The organism is Desulfatibacillum alkenivorans DSM 16219, assembly GCF_900142135.1.
GTDB classification, from domain to species: domain Bacteria; phylum Desulfobacterota; class Desulfobacteria; order Desulfobacterales; family Desulfatibacillaceae; genus Desulfatibacillum; species Desulfatibacillum alkenivorans.
Genome location: NZ_FQZU01000017.1, coordinates 26,427 through 45,191, shown reverse-complemented (window position 1 = coordinate 45,191; position 18,765 = coordinate 26,427). Strand labels below are relative to the sequence as shown.

Here is an 18,765-nt window from a genome sequence, read left to right as displayed (position 1 = left end):
CGGCTTCTCTCCGGAACGATTTTTATGATGGTCATGACACTCTCTTGATGAGCTGAACCAAATATGCCCCCAATGCACACAAATAAATTCTATGCAGGATTGCTCCTCCTGCTGGCCTTCCTTATCAGCCTCGGCTTGCCGGGCGCGGGATTGGCTTCCATTGATCACGACGGAATGCGGAAAGACACCGCCTACCTGTCCTCTCTGGGAGATCGCAGCACGGGCTCGGAAGGCTGCGTCCAGGCTTCGGCTTTTATTGCCGAACGGTTCAAGGCTTTGGGCCTGGAAGACGTAGAATCCCTGGACTTTCGCGTACCCATTTTGGAGCATAGGGGAAGCTCCCTTTCCTTGGGGGCGGACTCCCGGCCTGTGGCTTTAAATCCCATTTATTCCAACGCCATCGCCCCCCAATCCTTTGAAGACGGAGTCTCCGGACCCGTGGTCTACGCCGGAAAAGGCGGGCTGCAGGATCTTCAGGGAAAAAAGGTCGCCGGCTGCATCATGCTCATGGACATGGAGTCGGGCAAGAATTGGCAGAATGCCGCCTCCCTGGGCGCCAAAGCCTTGATCTATGTGGGCGATCCCAACACGTCCAAGATTTTTTTCCAGGAAAAATTCGAGCTGACCCCCTATAACTTTCCCCGGTTCTGGATGACCAGAGCCGAGGCCCGGGAAGTTTTCGGAGATTATGAATCCGCGCCCAGAGGTTTGGCCGCTGAAAACGCGGAATTGAAAACATCCATGGCCTGGGAGCAGGTCAAGGCGCAGAATATTTACGGTTTCATGAAAGGAACCGACGAGAACCTCAAGCAGGAGCTCCTGGTGGTGGAGGCCTTTTACGACAGCACCGCCCTGGTATTCGGCAAGTCCCCGGGAGCGGATGAGGCCGGCGGCATCGTGGCATTGCTGGAGTTGATCCGCATTCTCAAGGAAAATCCGCCGCCCCGTTCGGTGCTCTTCGTAGCCACCGCCGGGCATGCCCAGGGCCTTGCCGGCGCCCGGGAGTTGTGGTGGAGCCTGTGCACCAAGAATAAAGTCATCAAGGGAGAAAAAGCCCGTCTGGAGCAGGTCATTGAAGACGGCGAAAAGGCTTTGGAAAGCCTGGATGCATTTTCCGACAAGTTCCCGACCAACAGGGAAGACTTCAACGCCCTGCGCGACGCGGTGTCCGAAGAGCTTAAAACCCAGGTGGACGCCATATCCAACAAGCTAATGCGCCTGCGTTTGGCCGATAATAAGGACGAAAAGAAAAAGGAAATCAACAAGCTGGCGGAAAAGCGCATGGCTTTGCGCTCCCTGCTTTGGGTTCCGTACAAGGATTTGACCGATCAGGATCGGGAGTTGATGCATTCGTTAATCAATCCCGCCCAAAAAAACCTGAAATACGTGGTCAAGGACGCCAACAAGCAGCGCAAGATCATCAAGACGGCCAGGGCGTTCAGAAAACAGGTGGGGGAGTACAAGGTGGTTTCCGCCTTGTCGCTGCATCTTTCCAGCCACGGGGACGGCGCCGGCGGCTTCAGCCAGGGGTGGCATTATTCGCTAAAGGACGGAGTCAACAGGACTTCCGCCTATAAAACCCTGGACAAAGCCATGCAAAAGGCAGGCGCCAAGTTAAAAGAAAATGGCATGGAATACCCCCTGGCCGATACGCTCAGGCCCAGCGGGCTGCGCACCTGGCAAAGCTGGTTTGGAGATAAACCGGCTTTGAGCGGTGAAGTGGGAGCTTTGGCCGGATATCCCAGCGCCAGTTTTGTGACGATCAACGATTCCCGTCCCATGTGGGGGACGCCCTTTGATACGATAGATAACATGGATTGGAATACGGCCTCCAAGCAGGCCGAGATGGTCTTGGGGGTCCTGGAACAACTGGCATTCGCCGACGAATTGCATTCCGGAAAAGATCCTAAATTAGGCTTTTCCACTGTCACGGGCCACGCAAAATTTATGCGTCATGGCGAACTATTCGCCGACCAGGCCGCCCCCAAGACCACCATACTTTGCTTTCAGGGCCCTTCCATCATCCACGTTATGACCGACGCCCTGGGCGATTTTCAGCTAAAGGGCATGGCGGACAAGAAGCACTCCACGGATAAGGCGATCCTGGAAGGATACCGCTTTGACGAGAACGGCCAGGCTTATTGGGCCATCGACAAGGAGACCACCGGCAAGGACGCATACCGGGTCAAGGTTCTCAGAAAATCCGCGGAAACCGACCTTATCATGTTCTCCTGCCGCCAGACCACGTTGTTCAACCTGCTGGAACCGCGCAGTTTCTGGCCCATGACCAAAATTCAGTTGATCGACGCCAGGCAGGAGGCCGAACCCAGGCGTTTTTGGTATAGCCGGATTGACACCCGCACCTCGGTTTTGGCCTCCATATTCATGCCGCCCCAGTCCCGGTTCAAGCTCACCTTGTCGGACACGGTGCTCAAGAAAAAGCTGGTCCTGACCAACGCCACGGAAGGCGCGCCCGAGGGCGTGGGCTTTTCCGTGGACGATCAGGATGTCATCCTGAATACCGAGCAGCAGGCGGCCAAGGACATGTGGGCGCTTTTAGGGCCGCGCATCGACAGCTTGGAAAGCCACGGCATTTACAACGACAAGCTGCGGGAGCTCATGGACGACGGAACCGCTGCGCTGGATAGTTCCAAGCAGTTTCTGAAATCCAAGCAATACGCCAGGGCCTACGAGTCGGCTAAAAAATCCTGGGCTCTTGCCAGCAGGGTTTATGACGACGTGGAAAAGACTCAAAAGGACGTGCTTTTCGGCGTGTTGTTTTACATCGCCCTGTTCGTGCCATTCGCCTTTTGCATGGAACGGCTTTTATTTTCCTTCGCCGACATCCATCGCCGGATTATCGCTTTTATGGCGATCCTGGCGGCCCTGATTTTCGTCATATACAAAGTGCATCCGGCCTTCCAGCTTGCCTACAGCCCCATGGTTGTGGTTCTGGCCTTTTTCATTATCGGCTTGTCTCTGGTGGTCAGCCTGATTATCTTCTTCCGTTTTGAAGAGGAAATGACCTTGCTGCAAAAACGGGCCAGCCACGTGCGTGCGGCTGAAATGGGGCGCTGGCAGGCTTTTTCCGCGGCCTTTTTCCTGGGAGTCAGCAATCTGAGAAGGCGCAGGTTAAGGACTACCTTCACCTGCATCACCCTAATCATCCTGACTTTCACCATCATGAGCTTCACCTCCATACAAAGCCTGCGATACAGCTTTTCGCGCCTGTTCATGGATACGGCGCCATATAACGGGCTGCTGCTAAAAAATATCAACTGGCGGGACCTGCCGCCGGAAGCCCGGGAAACTCTTCGGGACGCACTGGCCGGAAAGGGAGTCTCCGCCCCCCGCGTCTGGCTGGAGGTGGAGGATAAAACCCGGCCGTTGCACATTACGGTGCGGCGCGGAGAAAAGGTGTTTGCGGCCGCCGGACTGGTGGGCCTTGCAAGCACGGAGCCCGAGGTTACCGGCATTGGCAAGGAGCTTGTTGGAGGCCGTTGGCTGGATGAAAACGACTCCCATGCCGTCCTGCTTCCGGAGCGTATGGCCGAAGCCCTGGACATTGATCCGAAAAATCCAACCGGCGCCGTGACCCTGTGGGGCGAGCCCTTTGACGTGGCCGGCGTGTTTTCAAGCCGGATTTTGGAGGAAAGACGGGACCTGGACGATGAAATGCTGACTCCCGTGTATTTTCCCGGGGAGATTTCCGCCCAGATGAGCGAGGTGGAAGCCGCCGCCCTGGAGTCCGGCGAGGACGTTAAAGCCTTCCAAAGCAGGTATCAGCATGTGGAGCCCAACCTGACGGTTATCATGCCTCACACCACGGTCATGGCCATGGGCGGGGGCCTGAAGGGTATTGCGTTCAAACCGGCCAAAGGGGTGGACGTCAAGAAAACCGCGGCCAAGCTGGTGGACCGGTTCAAGCTCTCCATCTTTTTAGGCGAGCCCAAAGGCGTGTTCGTGTATCACGCCAGCGACACGTTGAGCTACAGCGGAGTGCCCAACATCGCCATTCCCATCATCATTGCGGCGCTTATCGTGTTGAACACCATGATCGGCACGGTTTATGAACGCAAGCGCGAGATCGGCATATACACTTCCGTGGGCCTGGCGCCTTCTCATGTAGCCTTCTTGTTCGTAGCGGAGTCCATGGCTTTCGCCGTCATATCGGTGGTCCTGGGCTACGTCGTGGCCCAGACCGCAGCGGCCTTGTTTTCAGGCACGTCCCTATGGGCCGGGCTGACGGTCAATTACTCCTCCCTTGCGGGCGTGGCGGCCATGATTCTGGTCTTCGCCGTGGTCCTGATTTCAGTAATCTACCCCTCCAGGGTGGCCGCACGCATCGCCATCCCGGACGTCAATCGCTCCTGGAGTTTGCCGGACGCGGAAAAGAACGTCATCAACGTATCCATGCCCGTGCTGATTCGGTATGACGAGGTGCAAGGCATCGGGGGGTTTATCGCCGATTATTTCGCCTCGTACCAGGACGTGTCCCATGGGATTTTTTCCACCAACAAAATGGAAGTGGCGCCCCATTGCCAATTCATGGATTTTACCGCGGACGCCGTTCCCATTTTATGTACGGAAAACCAGTGCGAAAAGCGCCACTGCCTGCACTTAAAGGTCAAAGCCTGGCTGGCGCCATTTGACTTCGGCATCATGCAGCGGGTGGACATTTATATGGCGCCTTCCGAAGACGATCCTTATTTCCTGGAAATCCGCACCGTCCTCACCAGGGAAGCGGGGGAGACCAATGCCTGGAAGCGCATCAACAAGGTTTTCGTCAACCAGTTACGCAAACAGCTTTTGGTGTGGAGGTCCCTGACTCCGGAGGAAAAAATCCGGTATACGGACATCCTGAACAATGCCATGAACTCTCGATCGGCGGATGAATAGTGACCTTGGAAAGCAATGAAATACAACCCCGGTCGCAAAGCCGGAGCATAAGAAAAAGAGCGGTGATCCTGGGGTCCGTGCTGGCTCTGGTTATTTGCGCGGTAACGCCGTACAACAACGTCTATCTGCAGGGCACGCCCTTGGGCGGGGGGCATTTTCCCCTGGCGCCCTTTTGCGCCTTTTTGATTCTGACTCTCGTCGCCTACGCCCTGGCCAAACTGATCGGCCGGGAGATCCTCACCGGCATGGAGTTGCTGGTTTCCTGGATTTTAATGGCCCTGGTTTCGGGCATCGCCTACACCGGATTGGTGCGCACCTTTTTCATCAACATGACCGCACCGTACCACTTCGCCACGGCCGGCAACAGATGGGCCGAAACGCTCCACCCCTTGCTGCCCAAGTCGTGGTATCCCCAAAACCCGGACGCCGTTCAATTGCTGTACAACGGCCTGGACGGCGGCAGGGACATGGGGTGGATGGAGTTGATCAAAAACATCCCCTGGTCCGCCTGGGCCGCGCCCCTCATAACCTGGAGCGTGTTCATCCTGCTCAGCTATTTTGTCATGCTTTGCATGGTGAACATTTTCGCCAGGCAATGGGTGGACAACGAGCGCATGAACTTCCCGCTGCTTCAGGTTCCCCTGGCCATGGAAGAGGCCGTGCAAACCAAGAGCCTGGGCGGATTTTTCGGCAATCCGTATTTGCTGGCGGGATTGTGCATTCCGGTTTTTCTGCATATTTTAAACGGGCTGCATTTTTATTATCCATCGGTGCCCGACATTCCCACGCTGATTCTGGCCGGGCCGTACTTTCCCAAATACGGGCTGTTCTCCGCATTTCATAAGTTAAAGATTCATTTGTTTCCGGCTTATATCGGGTTCGCGTTTCTGGCTTCCAGGCAGATATCATTCTCCTTCTGGTTCTTCTTCATCCTGGGCGGATTGTTCATCGGCGCCTTGAGCCTGTTCGGCCTGAACATTCCGGCCGCGGCCCTGGGCGTGACCTTCGGCCCCAACATCACCAGGCCGGAGGAAACCCAGATGCTGGGAGCCTACGGGATCTTTTTCTTGTTTATTTTATGGCTGGCGCGCAGGCATTTGGCCGACGTAGTCCGGGAGGCCTTCGGGCGTAAACCCGTGGAATGGTCCGGAGCGGAATGGTTCTCCACCCGCCTGGCTTTTTGGGGCTTTGTAATCGGATACGCGGCGCTGACCTTGTGGAACTGGTATTTTGGCATGCCTCTGATTGTGAGCTTTTTGGTCATAGGCGCCTTTTTTATGATCATGCTGGTTGCCAGCCGGATTATTTGCCAGGGCGGCGTGGCTTATTTTTCCCTGACCATGGCGCCTTTGGACGGCATGATGTCCTTTTTCGGGCCTCAGTTTTTCAGCAAGGTGGGCGTGTTACTCGCCGGAGTGAGCCAAAAGGTCCTGTTTTTGGATCTCAGGGAATCGCTCATGCCCTCCCTGTTTCACGCAAGCAAGATCAGCAAAAGGGCGGGCAGGCCCAACATGTTTCTACTGGGCATGACCGTGACTATTATCCTGGCCGTGGCGGTGTCCTTTATCTCCATGCTGGCCCTGTGCTATAAGTTCGGCATTCGCGAACTGCAATTGGACTGGGCCACAAGGACGACCCTGGCCGCCCTGCAGAATGTCCAGACTCTGGTGGAGTCGCCCCCGGATCCGGGCCGCTGGGTGCATTTTTTCTCCATCCTGGGCGCTGTGGTCATGCTGATTCTGGTGGTCTGCTACCATCGCTTTTATTGGTGGCCCATCCACCCCATTGGATATTTGACCGCATACAGCTCGGCCATGAAAGTCCTGTGGTTCAGCTTTTTCGTGGGCTGGCTGGCCAACTCCCTGTGCATGCGGTACGGCGGGGTCAAGTTGTTCAATAAGCTGCGTTTGTTCTTTATGGGATTGATCATCGGAGATTTTGTCATGGGCGGGATCTGGGCGATTGTCGGGCTGTTCGGAGATTCCAGCTACATGGTCCTATACAACTAAAGGCTGCGGGTAATGTACGAGGACAAAGAATTACAAGAATATCGGGATTTGTTAAAGCCTCCCTCCCACTTTGAAGAGGGCTTTGACTGGAAAACCATTGTGGGCGCCATCTTCATTGGCTTCCTCATGATGCCCGGAAGCATGTACCTGCAACTGGTCATCGGCACGGGCATAGGACCGGCGGCCCGGTGGGTGACCATCATCCTGTTTGCGGAAATCGCCAAACGCTCCTACACCGAGCTTAAGCAGCAGGAGGTTTTTCTCTTATACTACATGGCGGGAGCAGCCCTGGCGTCGCCTTTCCAAGGGCTTTTGTGGAGCCAATACCTGGTGCAGTCCGACGCGGCCCGCATGCTCGGTCTGGTGGAATACATCCCAAGCTGGGTGGCGCCCGGACCCGATTCCTCCTCTCTGGTGGAGCGCACCTTTTTCCATAGGGACTGGCTGACGCCCATTCTGCTGCTGGCCGGCGCCCAACTGATTCAACGCATCGACCACTTCGGCCTGGGGTACACCCTGTACCGCATCACTTCCGACGTGGAAAAGCTGCCTTTCCCCATGGCGCCCGTTGGGGCTTTGGGAACCATGGCTCTGGCCGAATCCACCGAAGACCGCAAGACAAGCTGGAAATGGCGGGTCTTTTCCATAGGCGGCATGATCGGCCTGGGCTTCGGCGCCATCTACGTGCTTTTGCCCATAGTCTCGGGCCTGCTTTTCGCCAAGTCCATCCGGTTGATTCCCATCCCCTGGGTGGAGCTGACCGGCTATACCGAGCAAGTCCTGCCCGCTGTTGCCACCGGCATCCAGTTGGATATCGGGCTGATTTTCATCGGCATGGTGCTGCCGTTCTGGGCGGTGATCGGCGGGCTTGTGGGTCTGATCATCACGGTCATCCTGAATCCGATTCTCCATTCCGTGGGCATCCTGCATCGGTGGCATCCTGGCATGGGCACGGTGGATACGGTGTTCGCCAATAATTTCGATTTTTACATGAGCTTCGGCATCGGCCTGGGGTTGGCCATCGCCGCCGTGGGCGTCTGGCACGTGGTGCGCTCCTTTGGCAAGAAGGCGCCGGGCGAGAGAGGGGCGTGGAAAAACCTTTTGCACCCGCCCGAAGGCAGGGGGGATTTCAGCATTTACATATCCCTGGGGATCTACGTGTTCTCCACCCTGGCCTACGTGCTTTTGTGCGTATGGCTGGTGCCGACCTTTCCGTGGATATTCTTCCTGGCCTACGGGTTTATATACACTCCCGTGGTGTCGTACGTCTCAGCCCGGATGGAGGGCATTGCAGGCCAGTTCGTCAGCCTGCCCCTGGTGCGGGAGGCCAGTTTTATCGCCGGCGCCCGCTTTTTCGGATATTCGGGCATAGAAATCTGGTACGCGCCCATCCCCATCCACAACTACGGCGAGGCCACCGTGCATTTCCGGCAGATCGAACTGACCGGAACCAGTCTGCGGGGAATCATCAAGGCGGAAATCGTGGTCTTTCCGGTGGTGATCATCGCCAGCCTGCTGTTCTCCCAGTTCATATGGAGGCTGGCGCCCATTCCGTCCTCCAGCTATCCTTACGCTCAGGAGTTGTGGCATTTGCAGGCCCTGAACTCCCTGTTGATGCAGACTTCCACCCTGGAAGGCAACTCCCTGTTTTTTCAGGCCTTGCGTGGAGAGTATGTGGCGGCGGGCATGGGATTCGGCGTGCTGACCTACTTTTTGCTCATGCTGTTCGGATTGCCCATCATGCTGATTTACGGCGTGGTCCGCGGTTTGGGGCAGAGCACGCCCCACGGCATGCTTTTGGAAGTGGCGGGCGCCTTGCTGGGACGATTTTTCTTCCTCAAGAAGTACGGAAAATCCTGGCGGCAATACGCGCCGGTCTTATTGGCCGGGTTCTCCTGCGGCATGGGCCTCACCGGCATGTTCGCCATGGGCTTCGCATTGATTCTCAAGTCCTTGGGAAGGTTGGCGTATTAGAACAATATAGTGGTTGTGAGGACGGATTGCGAATTAGGCGCGGAATAGAGACCTTCGCTTGAAGACATTACTGAGGAAGTCAGAGTAATTGGATTCCCATTAACGATAGACTAAAAATGGGCGCCCGTTCGGCAAGTTTTCATCCGCTTGGAAACATAGGTTTCATCAAGTCCATCCGCCCGCCGACCTTTTGTAATTTCTAAACACTTTCCAGACCGCGCCTTTTGGCGCCGCGCAACCCAGGCAATACACTCATTGCCTGGGCCACCCAAAGGATAAGCGCGGCAAGCCGTGCGGCGCTGTTGTATATGATCTTCGGGGATGAAGTTTCAGTGTAGCTTCAGGGCTTGCCCTGCTCAAAGCGCACCCTGCACGCCTAAAAGGCGCTCACCAGAGGACGTCTACAGGGTAAAGTTGCTTTTGCCCTTCAGGCTCAGACAAAATTTCCTAAACACGGTTTTATCGTGCCGGCCGAATTTCAGGATTTCGTCCTGGACGATTTTGAGGGCGTTGAAAGGCTTTTTTCTTTTTCGGTGCTGTTTTTCCGTGTTGGTCAGGCTTTCGAAACTGTCCAGCATGCCAATTAACGAGCCGGCAAAGGAAATTTTGGTCGCGCCTTTGGGATAGCCCGACCCGTCAAAACGCTCATGGTGTTCGAGGATTCCCGTGGACATGGAGGCCGGCATTTCCACCTTTTCCCGCACCATGTCATATCCGATTTTCGGGTGCTTTTGATACTCTATGAATTGTGCATCAGACAGTTTTGTGTTTGTTTCAATCAGGCTTTTGGGAAGTTTGGTCAAACCCACATCATGGAGCAGGGCGGCCAGGCTCATATCCTTGGTGTCTTTAAAAGAAAATGAATCGCAGATGCAGTAGTTGATCGCCAACACCATGGTGTTGACCGAATGCTCCACCAGGCTTGATCCGCCCACGCGGATTTCGTTAATTTCTTTGATGAGATGAATAATATTGGGATAGCCTTCAAACATGATTTCCAGGGAATCCGGGAGGATTTGCAGACTGTCATCCAAGGGATCCTGGAACGCTTCCTCCACAATATTGCACATACCGGACTTGACAGCCTTTAAATCGCCGCCTTTCACGCTTTTTAAAAGCGCGTCCGTCAACTGGGCGCGCAACTCCTTGGAGGCCAATTCCTGGGCTTCAATGGGGGTAAACAGCAAAGGGGAGCCGTCCGCCGCAAAACGCTTTGGGTCGACTTTCAGGTGCGAGGCTTTATAAAGGACAAAGCCGCCCTTGTCGGTCTTTGTGTACAGCGGTGTTTTTTCGTAAAAATATATTTGGGATTTCCGAATTTGGATGAAGTCGCTCAATGAAATCAATCTCTCATTAAAAGTTAAGCCCCTAAATTTTATAGCAAAGAGAAAGCGTTAAGGGCAATTAATTTGCGCCGCCGATTAATCTGTAAGGATTTTTAAAATAATGGGTTTTATCAGCCTCTGCGCCGGCCTTTTCTATGGCGCTTGTCAGCCGGCCGGGACTTTGGTTTGGGCGCCGGCCCGGTCAGGGCGTCTTTTTGGTCTTGTTTGGCGGGGGGATTTTTTTCCACGAACACAGGCTTGCCGTCAAAGGGATTTTTCCCGGTGTAATACATGAGGGTGGAGTAGGTGGACGGAGTGGGGGTGAAAATCTGGACCTGCTGCGGGCGCGTCCGCAATTTTTCCTGCACGTATTTGGAGAGAGACCGCATGTGGTTCAATGTGCAGCCCGGATGGGCGGCCATGAAATAGTAGGTCAGGAATTGCTTTTTGCCCAGCCTGGATTCCAGGGCGTCGAACATCTCTTTGAAGCGCTCCAGGCCTTCGCCGCCGGGCTTGCCCATGAAATGCAGGACCGGGTCAACAGCGTGTTCGGGCGCGATTTTCATTTGCCCTGAAGTGTGATCCTTCAAAATTTGCCGCAGATAGGCGGCGCCCTGCTTCCCGTCTGCCAGGATCAGATCGTACCGGATTCCCGAGGCTACAAAGGCTTTTTTCACGCCGGGCAGCGCTCCCAGCTTCCTTAAAAGCGCCATTTGCTTGTCATGGCCGAAAACCAGGTTGGGGCAGGGCTTGGGCCACAAGCATCTTTTGTGGGCGCATGCGCCGGGGCCGCCTTGCTTCTTGCAGGCGGAGCCGAACATATTGGCGGTGGGGCCTCCCACGTCGGCTATGTAGCCTTTAAAGCCGGGGAGGGCGGTTATGCGTTCAGCCTCCCGCAAGATGGACGCCTCGGTCCTGCAATGAACCCGGGCGCCCTGGTGGGCGGTGATCGCGCAGAAATTGCATTGCCCAAAGCATCCCCGATGGGTGGTCAGGGAAAACCGGATGGTGTCCAACGCCCGGACAGGCCCCTGTTCCGCATAATAAGGATGGGCGTCCCGCTGGTAGTCCAGTTCGTAGAATCCGTCCAGTTCTTCGGCGCCGGGAAGAGGCTGTGGCGGGTTGTGGATCAGATACCGCGTGTCCTGCAACTGACAAAATCCCCGGGCTGTCTCCGGGTCCTGGTTTTCCTGAAAAGCCCGGAACATTTCCGAAAACTGCGCCTTGTCCTTGCTCACCGCCTGATGGGAGGGCGGTTCCAAAAAGCCTTCGGGCTTCGCTTTGTCCGCAAAGCAGATACCCCGGATATTGCGCCAATCCTCGCCTTTATCCAGGGCGGCGGCAAGCTCCAGCACGGCTTTCTCGCCCATGCCGTAGACCAGGACGTCCGCCTTGGCGTCGAACAAAATGGAGCGGCGGATGGATTTGGACTTAAAGTCGTAATGGGAGACGCGCCGCAGACTGGCCTCCACCCCGCCCAGGACGATGGGCGCCGTTTCCTTGAAATAGCGCCGCACCAGGTTGGTGTAGGCGATGACGGCCCGGTCCGGCCTGCGGTCGTTGACCCCGCCGGGGGTGAAATCGTCCTGCTTGATCTTTTTGCCCAGGGCCGTGTAATTGGCTACCATGGAGTCCACGCAGCCGGACGTGATTCCCCAAAACAATCTTGGGGCGCCCAAACGGGAAATGTCCTCCCCGGAGTCCATATCCGGCTGGGCGATAATTCCCACCCGGTATCCGGCCTTTTGGAGCACCCGCCCGATCACCGCAACGCCCGAGTAGGACGAGTCAATATATGCGTCGCCTGAGACCAGGATCACATCCAAGCGGTCCCAACCCCAGTTTTTGAGCTCCTGTTTGGTTGTGGGGAGAAACATAAAACAAATAGCCTTTTCCATAAAAGAGCGGGATCCATGGCAGATCATAACCACGCAATGATATTCAGGCTATATTATTCGCAAGCCCTTTGCAATATAAACACCGCCTCCTCCACGTCAAACCTGCCGTCATCGCCAAGGGCGTTGTCGCGATTGATCGTCCCGCCTGGATCGTTATTGGTCGCTATCTGCAGAATGCGGATGGCGTCGGCAAGGTCAGCCGAACCGTCGCCGTTCAAATCGCAGCCGCCTTTGCCCGGACAGGCGTCTCCAATCCCGTCGTTGTTTTCGTCCTGCTGGCTGAAATTGGGGGTGAAGGGGCAATTGTCGCAAAGATCGCCGCGGCCGTCGCCGTCCGAGTCGTTTTGGTTGGGGTCGGGATTGCCGGGGCAGTTGTCGCAGGCGTCTCCTACGCCGTCCCCGTCCAAGTCGTGTTGGTCAAGATTGTAGACGGAAGGACAATTGTCGCAGGCGTCGTTGATAATGTCCCCGTCCGAGTCCTTCTGATCGGGATTGTAGTCGCCGGGACAATAATCGCATAAGTCGCCCACGCCGTCGGCGTCCCTGTCCTCCTGGCCGGGATTGGAGAGGGAAGGGCAGTTATCGTACAGGTCGTCCACGCCGTCGTCATCCTGGTCCGAAAAAATCTTGAATGGCGAAGCCCCGTCCAGCACGGTCACGGGGTCGGGATGCGCGTCATAATCCGTAGTTCCAATTCCAAGCTGGCCGTACATGTTGTTTCCCATGGAGCGCACCTGGCCGTCATCCAGGAGCAGCAGGGACATATTTCGACCGCCCGCGGCCGCCAAGACCTTGCCCGGCGCCAGAACCCGGACGGGAGTCTTTCGCTCCAAGGCGCTTCCGTCCCCCAGGGTCCCAGTGTTATTGTAGCCGCAAGCCCAGGCCGACCCATCGGCGGCGACGGCGAAAGTATGCCACAGCCCGGCGGATATGCTGACGATATTGGATACAGGCCCTCCCATTTTTATGGGGGTGGAGAGGTCTTCATAAGCCCCTTGACCCAGGACGCCGTTGCCGCCGTATCCCCACACCCACACCCTGCCTTGGGAGTCCAGGGCCATGGCGTGCTGATAGCCTGCGGATATTGCCGTAATGCCAGACAGCACGGAGCTGGCCTGCGCCGGGAAGGGCCTGGGGGTATTGGTTCCGTCTCCAAGCTGCCCCCGGCCGTTGGCGCCCCATGCCCAGATCGAGCCGTCTTCGGCCAGAGCCATGGAAAAATCATAGCCTGCGGCGATGTCTTTTACCATGGGAAGCGTTCCCGACGCCAACCCCGGCTTGCTGCGTTCCGCAATGCCGGAAATCCCCAACGCGCCGCCTTCGTTTTTTCCCCAGGACCACACCCTGCCTTGGGAATCCAGGGCCAAGCCGTGGTTGTATCCCGCCGCAATGGCCTTACAGCCTGAAAGGACGGAGTTCACGCGGCCTGGAATATTGTCCTTATCAGGCTCCGAATCTGCGCCGCGCCCCAGTTTGTAATAATCGTTATCTCCCCAGGTCCACACCTGGCCGTCACCGTCCAGGGCCATGCCAAAGTTCTTTCCTGCTGCGATGCTTCGTACATCGGACAAGATTCCGTAGCCCGCCAAAGCGGGGGCGGTCTGATGGGTGGCGCTGCTTCCGTTTCCTATCTGTCCATAATGCCCGAAACCCCAGCACCAGACTTGTCCCGCATGATCCAAGGCCAGGGAGAAATACTCGCCGCAGGCGATCATGGGCTCGGGGTTTCCGCAGCCGGTAATGCCGGGAGCTGTTTTGAACGGGTCGGAGGGGCATAGGCCGTCTGCCAAGGAAATGCCTGCTTGCGCCAATATGATAAATAAAAGTATGAAAATAAAGGAAAAGCAGTGTCTGAAAAAAATGGCGTAAAGCGGCCTTGCCTTGATCCGGTGTACTGGGGCGGTCATGTTGCAACTCCTGAGCTGATTTTTATTGGCGTGACAATTTAGAACAATGCGAATCCTGCAACCCCGGCTCAGAAGATCCCCTTGATCCCCATCAAAGAACTGGCGTCTTACATCAGGACGAATCACATCCTGTAATGCTAAATTTGCCTCGTGCAATTAAACGGGACCAAACGGATTTGTCAAGGAAGGGCGGCATTGCGTTTGTTAACGGGCCTGAAGGGGCGCCAGGAGAATGGCTTTTAGGTGTGGATTGATTCCTCGTCCGTTCGAGAATTAGAAATACCACGTGCCAAGCAGATAGGCCTTGACCGGCGATCCCATGGACTTGCCGGTGAACGGCTCGTCCAGGCCGCCGAACTCCGTATTGCCGGACCCGGCGGGGATGTCCGTCCCAACAAGGATGTTGAAGGAGGACAGGGCGTCCCACGAGATTCTCGGTTGAATCAATAAGGAGCCGTCGTCCAGGTTGATGATGGTGGAAAGAAACAGGTTCACCAAAGGATGGGCTTCAAACTGCAATTGCCCGGAGGCGTACCACCTGCCCAGGGTGTATATTTCCCCCCGATCCAACCGGATAAGCAGATCCGGGTCCATCAGGGAGTCCCACGGATCGTTGCGCCCGAAACCGTTGTAATACAGCTCGCACAAGCCGTAAAAATTATGCCCGCCCCATATCCAGGAGTAATCCAGATTGGTTACGGCGCTGAAATCGCTGTCTGAAAAATCGCCGCCCAGGGCCGTGATGGTGAAGTCCATCCTCCACGCCGCATTTAAAACGTACCGGACCATGCCGAACCCTGCAACCGCGTCCTTGTAATGCCGCGCGGCCATGACGTCCCAATCCGAGCCGAAAGCCGAAAACTTGGCTTTGCCTGCAATGGAAGATTCGCTGCCGGAAACGTCGCCCGTGCAGACGTTTTTGCGGGGGACGTAAGCCAGTTGCAGGTCGGAAAAAGGCCCGGCCCAGCCTTGCAGCACCAGCATGTCGTCGCCGGTTTTGTAGTCGCGGACCACGTCCGAGGGGGAAAAGGGGTTCAGCAAGTCCATGGGGTTGAAAATCAGCCCGTTGCCCCAGGTGAGGGCCTGCCTTCCCGCCCGCACCGTCATCCTGTCTCCGGCGTAGGTTGCCGAAAGCCGGTCCAGGCGATGATATAAAAGGCAGTCCTCGTTTTCCTCCAACACGCCTGTGAGGGAAAAGAGTCTGTGCTCGTCCGAGGGGGCGCCGGCCGCAAGGGATTGGGCCGTGGGAAATCCTTGCGCCAACCGCCAGATTTGCCTGCGGGATTCCCCGCCTGTAAAAGCGGCTTGATATTGGGCTTCCAGGGTCAGATGCTCGCCCGCGAACAAAGAACCGTTCAATCGTCCGTCAAAGCCTCCGTCCGCAAGGGGGCCTGTGTCGCCCACGTATTCCAGCACATGGGGCTTGCCGTACCAGGAGGAGGATCCCTGGGCGCGCAAGTGGCCGCCCCATTTGGCTTCTACGTCCGGGCTCGCGGATTGGCAGGGGAGGGCTGCAATCCAAAGCAAACAGCAGATTATGCAAAGCGTGCGTGTGAGTCGCATTATTTGACCTTGTCGTCCACGATGGCGCCGTCTTTCATGGAAACCAGCCGTTTGGCCGCGTTCATGACCATGGAATCATGGGTGGAAAAGATAAAGGTGACTCCGTGCTTTTGGTTCATCTCGCGCATGGTGCGGAGCAGGCTTTCGCCGGTGACTGAATCCAGGTTGGCCGTGGGCTCATCCGCCAGGATCAACGTGGGATTGGAAACCAAAGCCCTGGCCACGGCAACCCGCTGCTGCTGGCCGCCGGAAAGCTGAGCCGGCTTGCGGTCGTATTTTCCTTCCAGGCCCACGTCGTCCAGCATGGCTCGGGCTTTTTTCTTGCGTTCGGCCTTGCCCTCGCCTTGAAGCTGAAGGATGTACTCCACGTTTTCCTCAGCCGTAAACACGGGGATAAGGTTGTATGACTGAAATACAAAGCCGATCTGGGATAGCCGCAGTTCGGCCAGATCCCCGGAGGACATGTTTGCAAAGTCCTTTCCGTTGACGGAAATTTTACCCCCGTCCGGCTCGTCCAGGCCGCCGATGAGGTTTAACAGGGTGGTCTTGCCCGATCCGGAAGGTCCGGCCAGAGCCACGAACTCCCCGGGTGCAACTTCCAGGCTGACTTTATTGAGCGCCGTCACCTTGACGTCGCCCTGCATATAAATTTTGGAAACGTTTGATGCACTTACCGCGTTCATGGTATTTTCCTCATATGAAGGCTTGAGCCATTAAAGATTAATTTTGCCGCATGGTTTCCACGGGGGTGAACCGGGCGGCCTTGACCGCCGGATAGACGGAGACGATCAATCCCAGCACAATCACCACGGCGTTGGCTGCGATCACGTCTCCGATATCGATGGCCGGATAAATCATCCGGGACATGCCCCACATCTTAACCCCCTGGGCGAAGCTGCCCAGGTCAATGCCCGTCACGGCCACGTACCAGGTGAAAGCCAGGCTGCACAGTGTTCCTGCGGCGCAGCCTGCAATCAGCAGAAACAGGCTTTCCCCCAGGACCATGCGGATGATCCACGCAGGCTTCATGCCGATGGCCTTTAGCAGGCCGAATTCCCGCATGCGTTCGAACACGGCCATGAGCACGGTGTTGACGATGCCAAAGCCCATGGCGATGAACACCACCACAAACCAGATGTAAAGAAACATGTCGAACATGGCCAGGTAGGCTTTCATGGCGGGGATCTGCTCCATCCAGTCGTAAACGGACAGATTGAACGGCTTGAGCGCCTCTTTGCACTTGGAAACGGTCTGCTCCAACGCCCGGTCCGCTTTATTTTCCGGCAGGGTGACTGCGATTTCCGTGGCGCAATTTTTGTTCCCGACCAGCTTGCGAGCCGCGTCCAGGGTGATGAAAACATAGGCCTTTTCCGTGGCCTGGATTTCCGCATGGTAAAGGCCCCTGATCCTGAACGCCCGGGATTGGGTCTCGCCGTCCGCCCGTTGGGTGGTCAGCACCAGCTTCTTGCCGACCTCCGTGTCAAACCGGTCCGCCAGGGCGGCGCCTAAAAGAATCCCGTGTTCGTCATCCTCCTCCAGCATTTCCCCCTCAATGGGAGCATCCCCGATGAACGAAACGCCTTTTTCTTTGGAAGGCTCAATGCCCGTGATTTCAATCCCCGCAGTTTCCCTGGCGTTGGCGGCCACGCCCTCCACCCGGATGCGCTGGACTATCTTCGATCCGTCAGGCAGTTCTGGCCGGATTTCGTCCATGACAGACCGGGGATCGTCTATCCGATGAGATATGTCCGGGTCGGAGCGATAGTCGGGATGCTGGATTTTAATGTGGCCCACCAGGTTGTCTATGGCGTTGTTCACCATGCCATTTGCCATGCCGCGGGAAAAGGCGGCGAAAAAAATCATGGAAAACACGCCCATGAAAATGGCCAGCAGGATGATCGCCGTGCGTCTTGGATTGCGCCAAATGTTGCGCCATGCCAATTGTGCAAACATATTTCCTCCTAAACTACACCGCCTTCATGGCGTTGGCGGGCTTGAGCCTGGGGATGCGCAAGGCCGGTAAAAGGGCCGTAAAAAAAGTCACCACGCCAATGAGGATCGGGCCGCTGAATAACGTGATCAGCGACAAGCGGGGATACATTCGGCCGGAAATCCCGTATTGGGCCATGAGGTCGGCCGCGCCTCCCATGGAAATTCCCGCGCCCGCAAAATACTGGGTGAGAAGCGCGCCCAGAATCATGCCGAACAACAACCCCAGGCCGGTCATGAACATGGATTCCATGAGGATGATTTTCACCAGCCGCAAGGGCTTGACGCCTATGGCCATCATGACCCCAAACTCGCGGGTGCGTTCAAACACGGCCATCAAAAAGGTGTTCATGATGCTGAAGGCCACCACAATGATCAGGATGACGTACATAATGATTCCGCTCACCAGGTCCATCTGGATGGATTGCTTAAGCCCGGGGGACAATTCCATCCAGTCAAGGACCGCCAGGCCTTTCAGGGCGTCGTCCTGCATCACGGTATTTTTGATTTCACCCACCTCGGTCAGTTTGTGGACTACGGCCACTACCGCGTGCACCGCGCCGTCCATGCCGAACAATTGGTCAAAGTCCGTCAGCAGCATCTGGACCGTGGACCGGTCCACCTCGTCGATGCCGGACTTGAAAATCCCCCTTACCGTCATGACCGTGGCTGCAATGGAGCCGTCCCTTGCCTGGCCTAAAATGGTCAGTTCCTCCCCCAGGCCGATTTTCAAACGCTCGGCCAATAGGGCTCCAATGATGACCGTGTTGGGATCGTCCGAGGAAAGATATTCCCCCTGGCGAATCAGGGAGGAGGTTTTCAAGACCCTGGATTCCGTTTCGGGATCCACGCCCATGATCATGACTCCCCGCGTGCGATCCTCGCTGGAGGCCAGCACAAAGGTCTGGCACCGGGCCGTGCACGCTTCAACGCCTGGAGTCCGGCTGAGGGCGTCCATGACCTTCCGGGGATTTTTCACCACCTTCCGCATTTCCGGTTTGTCGTGGTATCCTTGGGCCTGAACCTGCAAGTGCCCGGTGGAAAGCCTGACCGAAGCGTCTATCATGCCTTCGTAAGACCCGAACTGAAAGGAGAGCATGAACACCAGGAGCAGCGAGGCGAAGCCGATGGCCATCATGGTCAGGATCGACCGCCTTGTATGCCTCCAGATGTTGCGCCACGCCAGTTTAAGATCGCCCAT

At 56.4% G+C, this 18,765-nt stretch carries 10 protein-coding genes; 3 read left to right on the top strand and 7 right to left on the bottom strand.

The window, feature by feature from the left end; genetic code table 11:
• Positions 1-150: 150 nt before the first annotated feature.
• The 3 genes from BUE18_RS14240 to BUE18_RS14230 are packed head-to-tail and all read left to right on the top strand — an operon-like array spanning position 151 to position 8,882.
• The gene (locus BUE18_RS14240; RefSeq protein ID WP_244549327.1) at positions 151-4,899 is read left to right on the top strand and encodes a M28 family peptidase; all 4,749 of its coding nucleotides are present in this window, start codon (positions 151-153) and stop codon (positions 4,897-4,899) included.
• Entirely contained in the window at positions 4,899-6,908 is a 2,010-nt protein-coding gene (locus BUE18_RS14235) for a DUF6785 family protein (RefSeq protein ID WP_083611025.1), read from the top strand. The genes BUE18_RS14240 and BUE18_RS14235 overlap by 1 nt, the downstream gene beginning before the upstream one ends.
• A 12-nt stretch (positions 6,909-6,920) precedes the next feature.
• The gene (locus tag BUE18_RS14230) at positions 6,921-8,882 is read left to right on the top strand and encodes a peptide transporter (protein WP_073476782.1); all 1,962 of its coding nucleotides are present in this window, start codon (positions 6,921-6,923) and stop codon (positions 8,880-8,882) included.
• Positions 8,883-9,283: 401 nt separating this feature from the next.
• Here the strand turns inward: BUE18_RS14230 and BUE18_RS14225 are convergent, their stop codons facing one another.
• The 7 genes from BUE18_RS14225 to BUE18_RS14195 form a co-directional block, all read right to left on the bottom strand.
• Positions 9,284-10,219, bottom strand: a complete 936-nt coding sequence (locus BUE18_RS14225) for an HD-GYP domain-containing protein (protein ID WP_073476781.1) — start codon at positions 10,217-10,219, stop codon at positions 9,284-9,286.
• A gap of 119 nt (positions 10,220-10,338) precedes the next feature.
• On the bottom strand, positions 10,339-12,084 hold the full coding sequence (locus BUE18_RS14220) for a YgiQ family radical SAM protein (RefSeq protein ID WP_073476841.1): 1,746 nt from the start codon (positions 12,082-12,084) through the stop codon (positions 10,339-10,341).
• 74 nt (positions 12,085-12,158) lie between these two features.
• Positions 12,159-13,895, bottom strand: coding sequence for an RCC1 domain-containing protein (locus BUE18_RS14215; protein ID WP_170868372.1), 1,737 nt, complete (start codon positions 13,893-13,895; stop codon positions 12,159-12,161).
• Positions 13,896-14,285: 390 nt separating this feature from the next.
• Positions 14,286-15,470, bottom strand: coding sequence for a hypothetical protein (locus tag BUE18_RS14210; protein WP_073476779.1), 1,185 nt, complete (start codon positions 15,468-15,470; stop codon positions 14,286-14,288).
• 104 nt (positions 15,471-15,574) lie between these two features.
• A complete protein-coding gene (locus tag BUE18_RS14205) occupies positions 15,575-16,258 on the bottom strand; it encodes an ABC transporter ATP-binding protein (protein WP_073476778.1) in 684 nt (227 codons plus the stop codon).
• A 37-nt stretch (positions 16,259-16,295) separates the two neighbouring features.
• Entirely contained in the window at positions 16,296-17,528 is a 1,233-nt protein-coding gene (locus BUE18_RS14200) for an ABC transporter permease (RefSeq protein ID WP_073476777.1), read from the bottom strand.
• Positions 17,529-17,541: 13 nt separating this feature from the next.
• Positions 17,542-18,765 carry an ABC transporter permease gene (locus BUE18_RS14195; protein ID WP_073476776.1) on the bottom strand — a complete coding sequence of 408 codons (1,224 nt, stop codon included), beginning with the start codon at positions 18,763-18,765 and terminating at the stop codon, positions 17,542-17,544.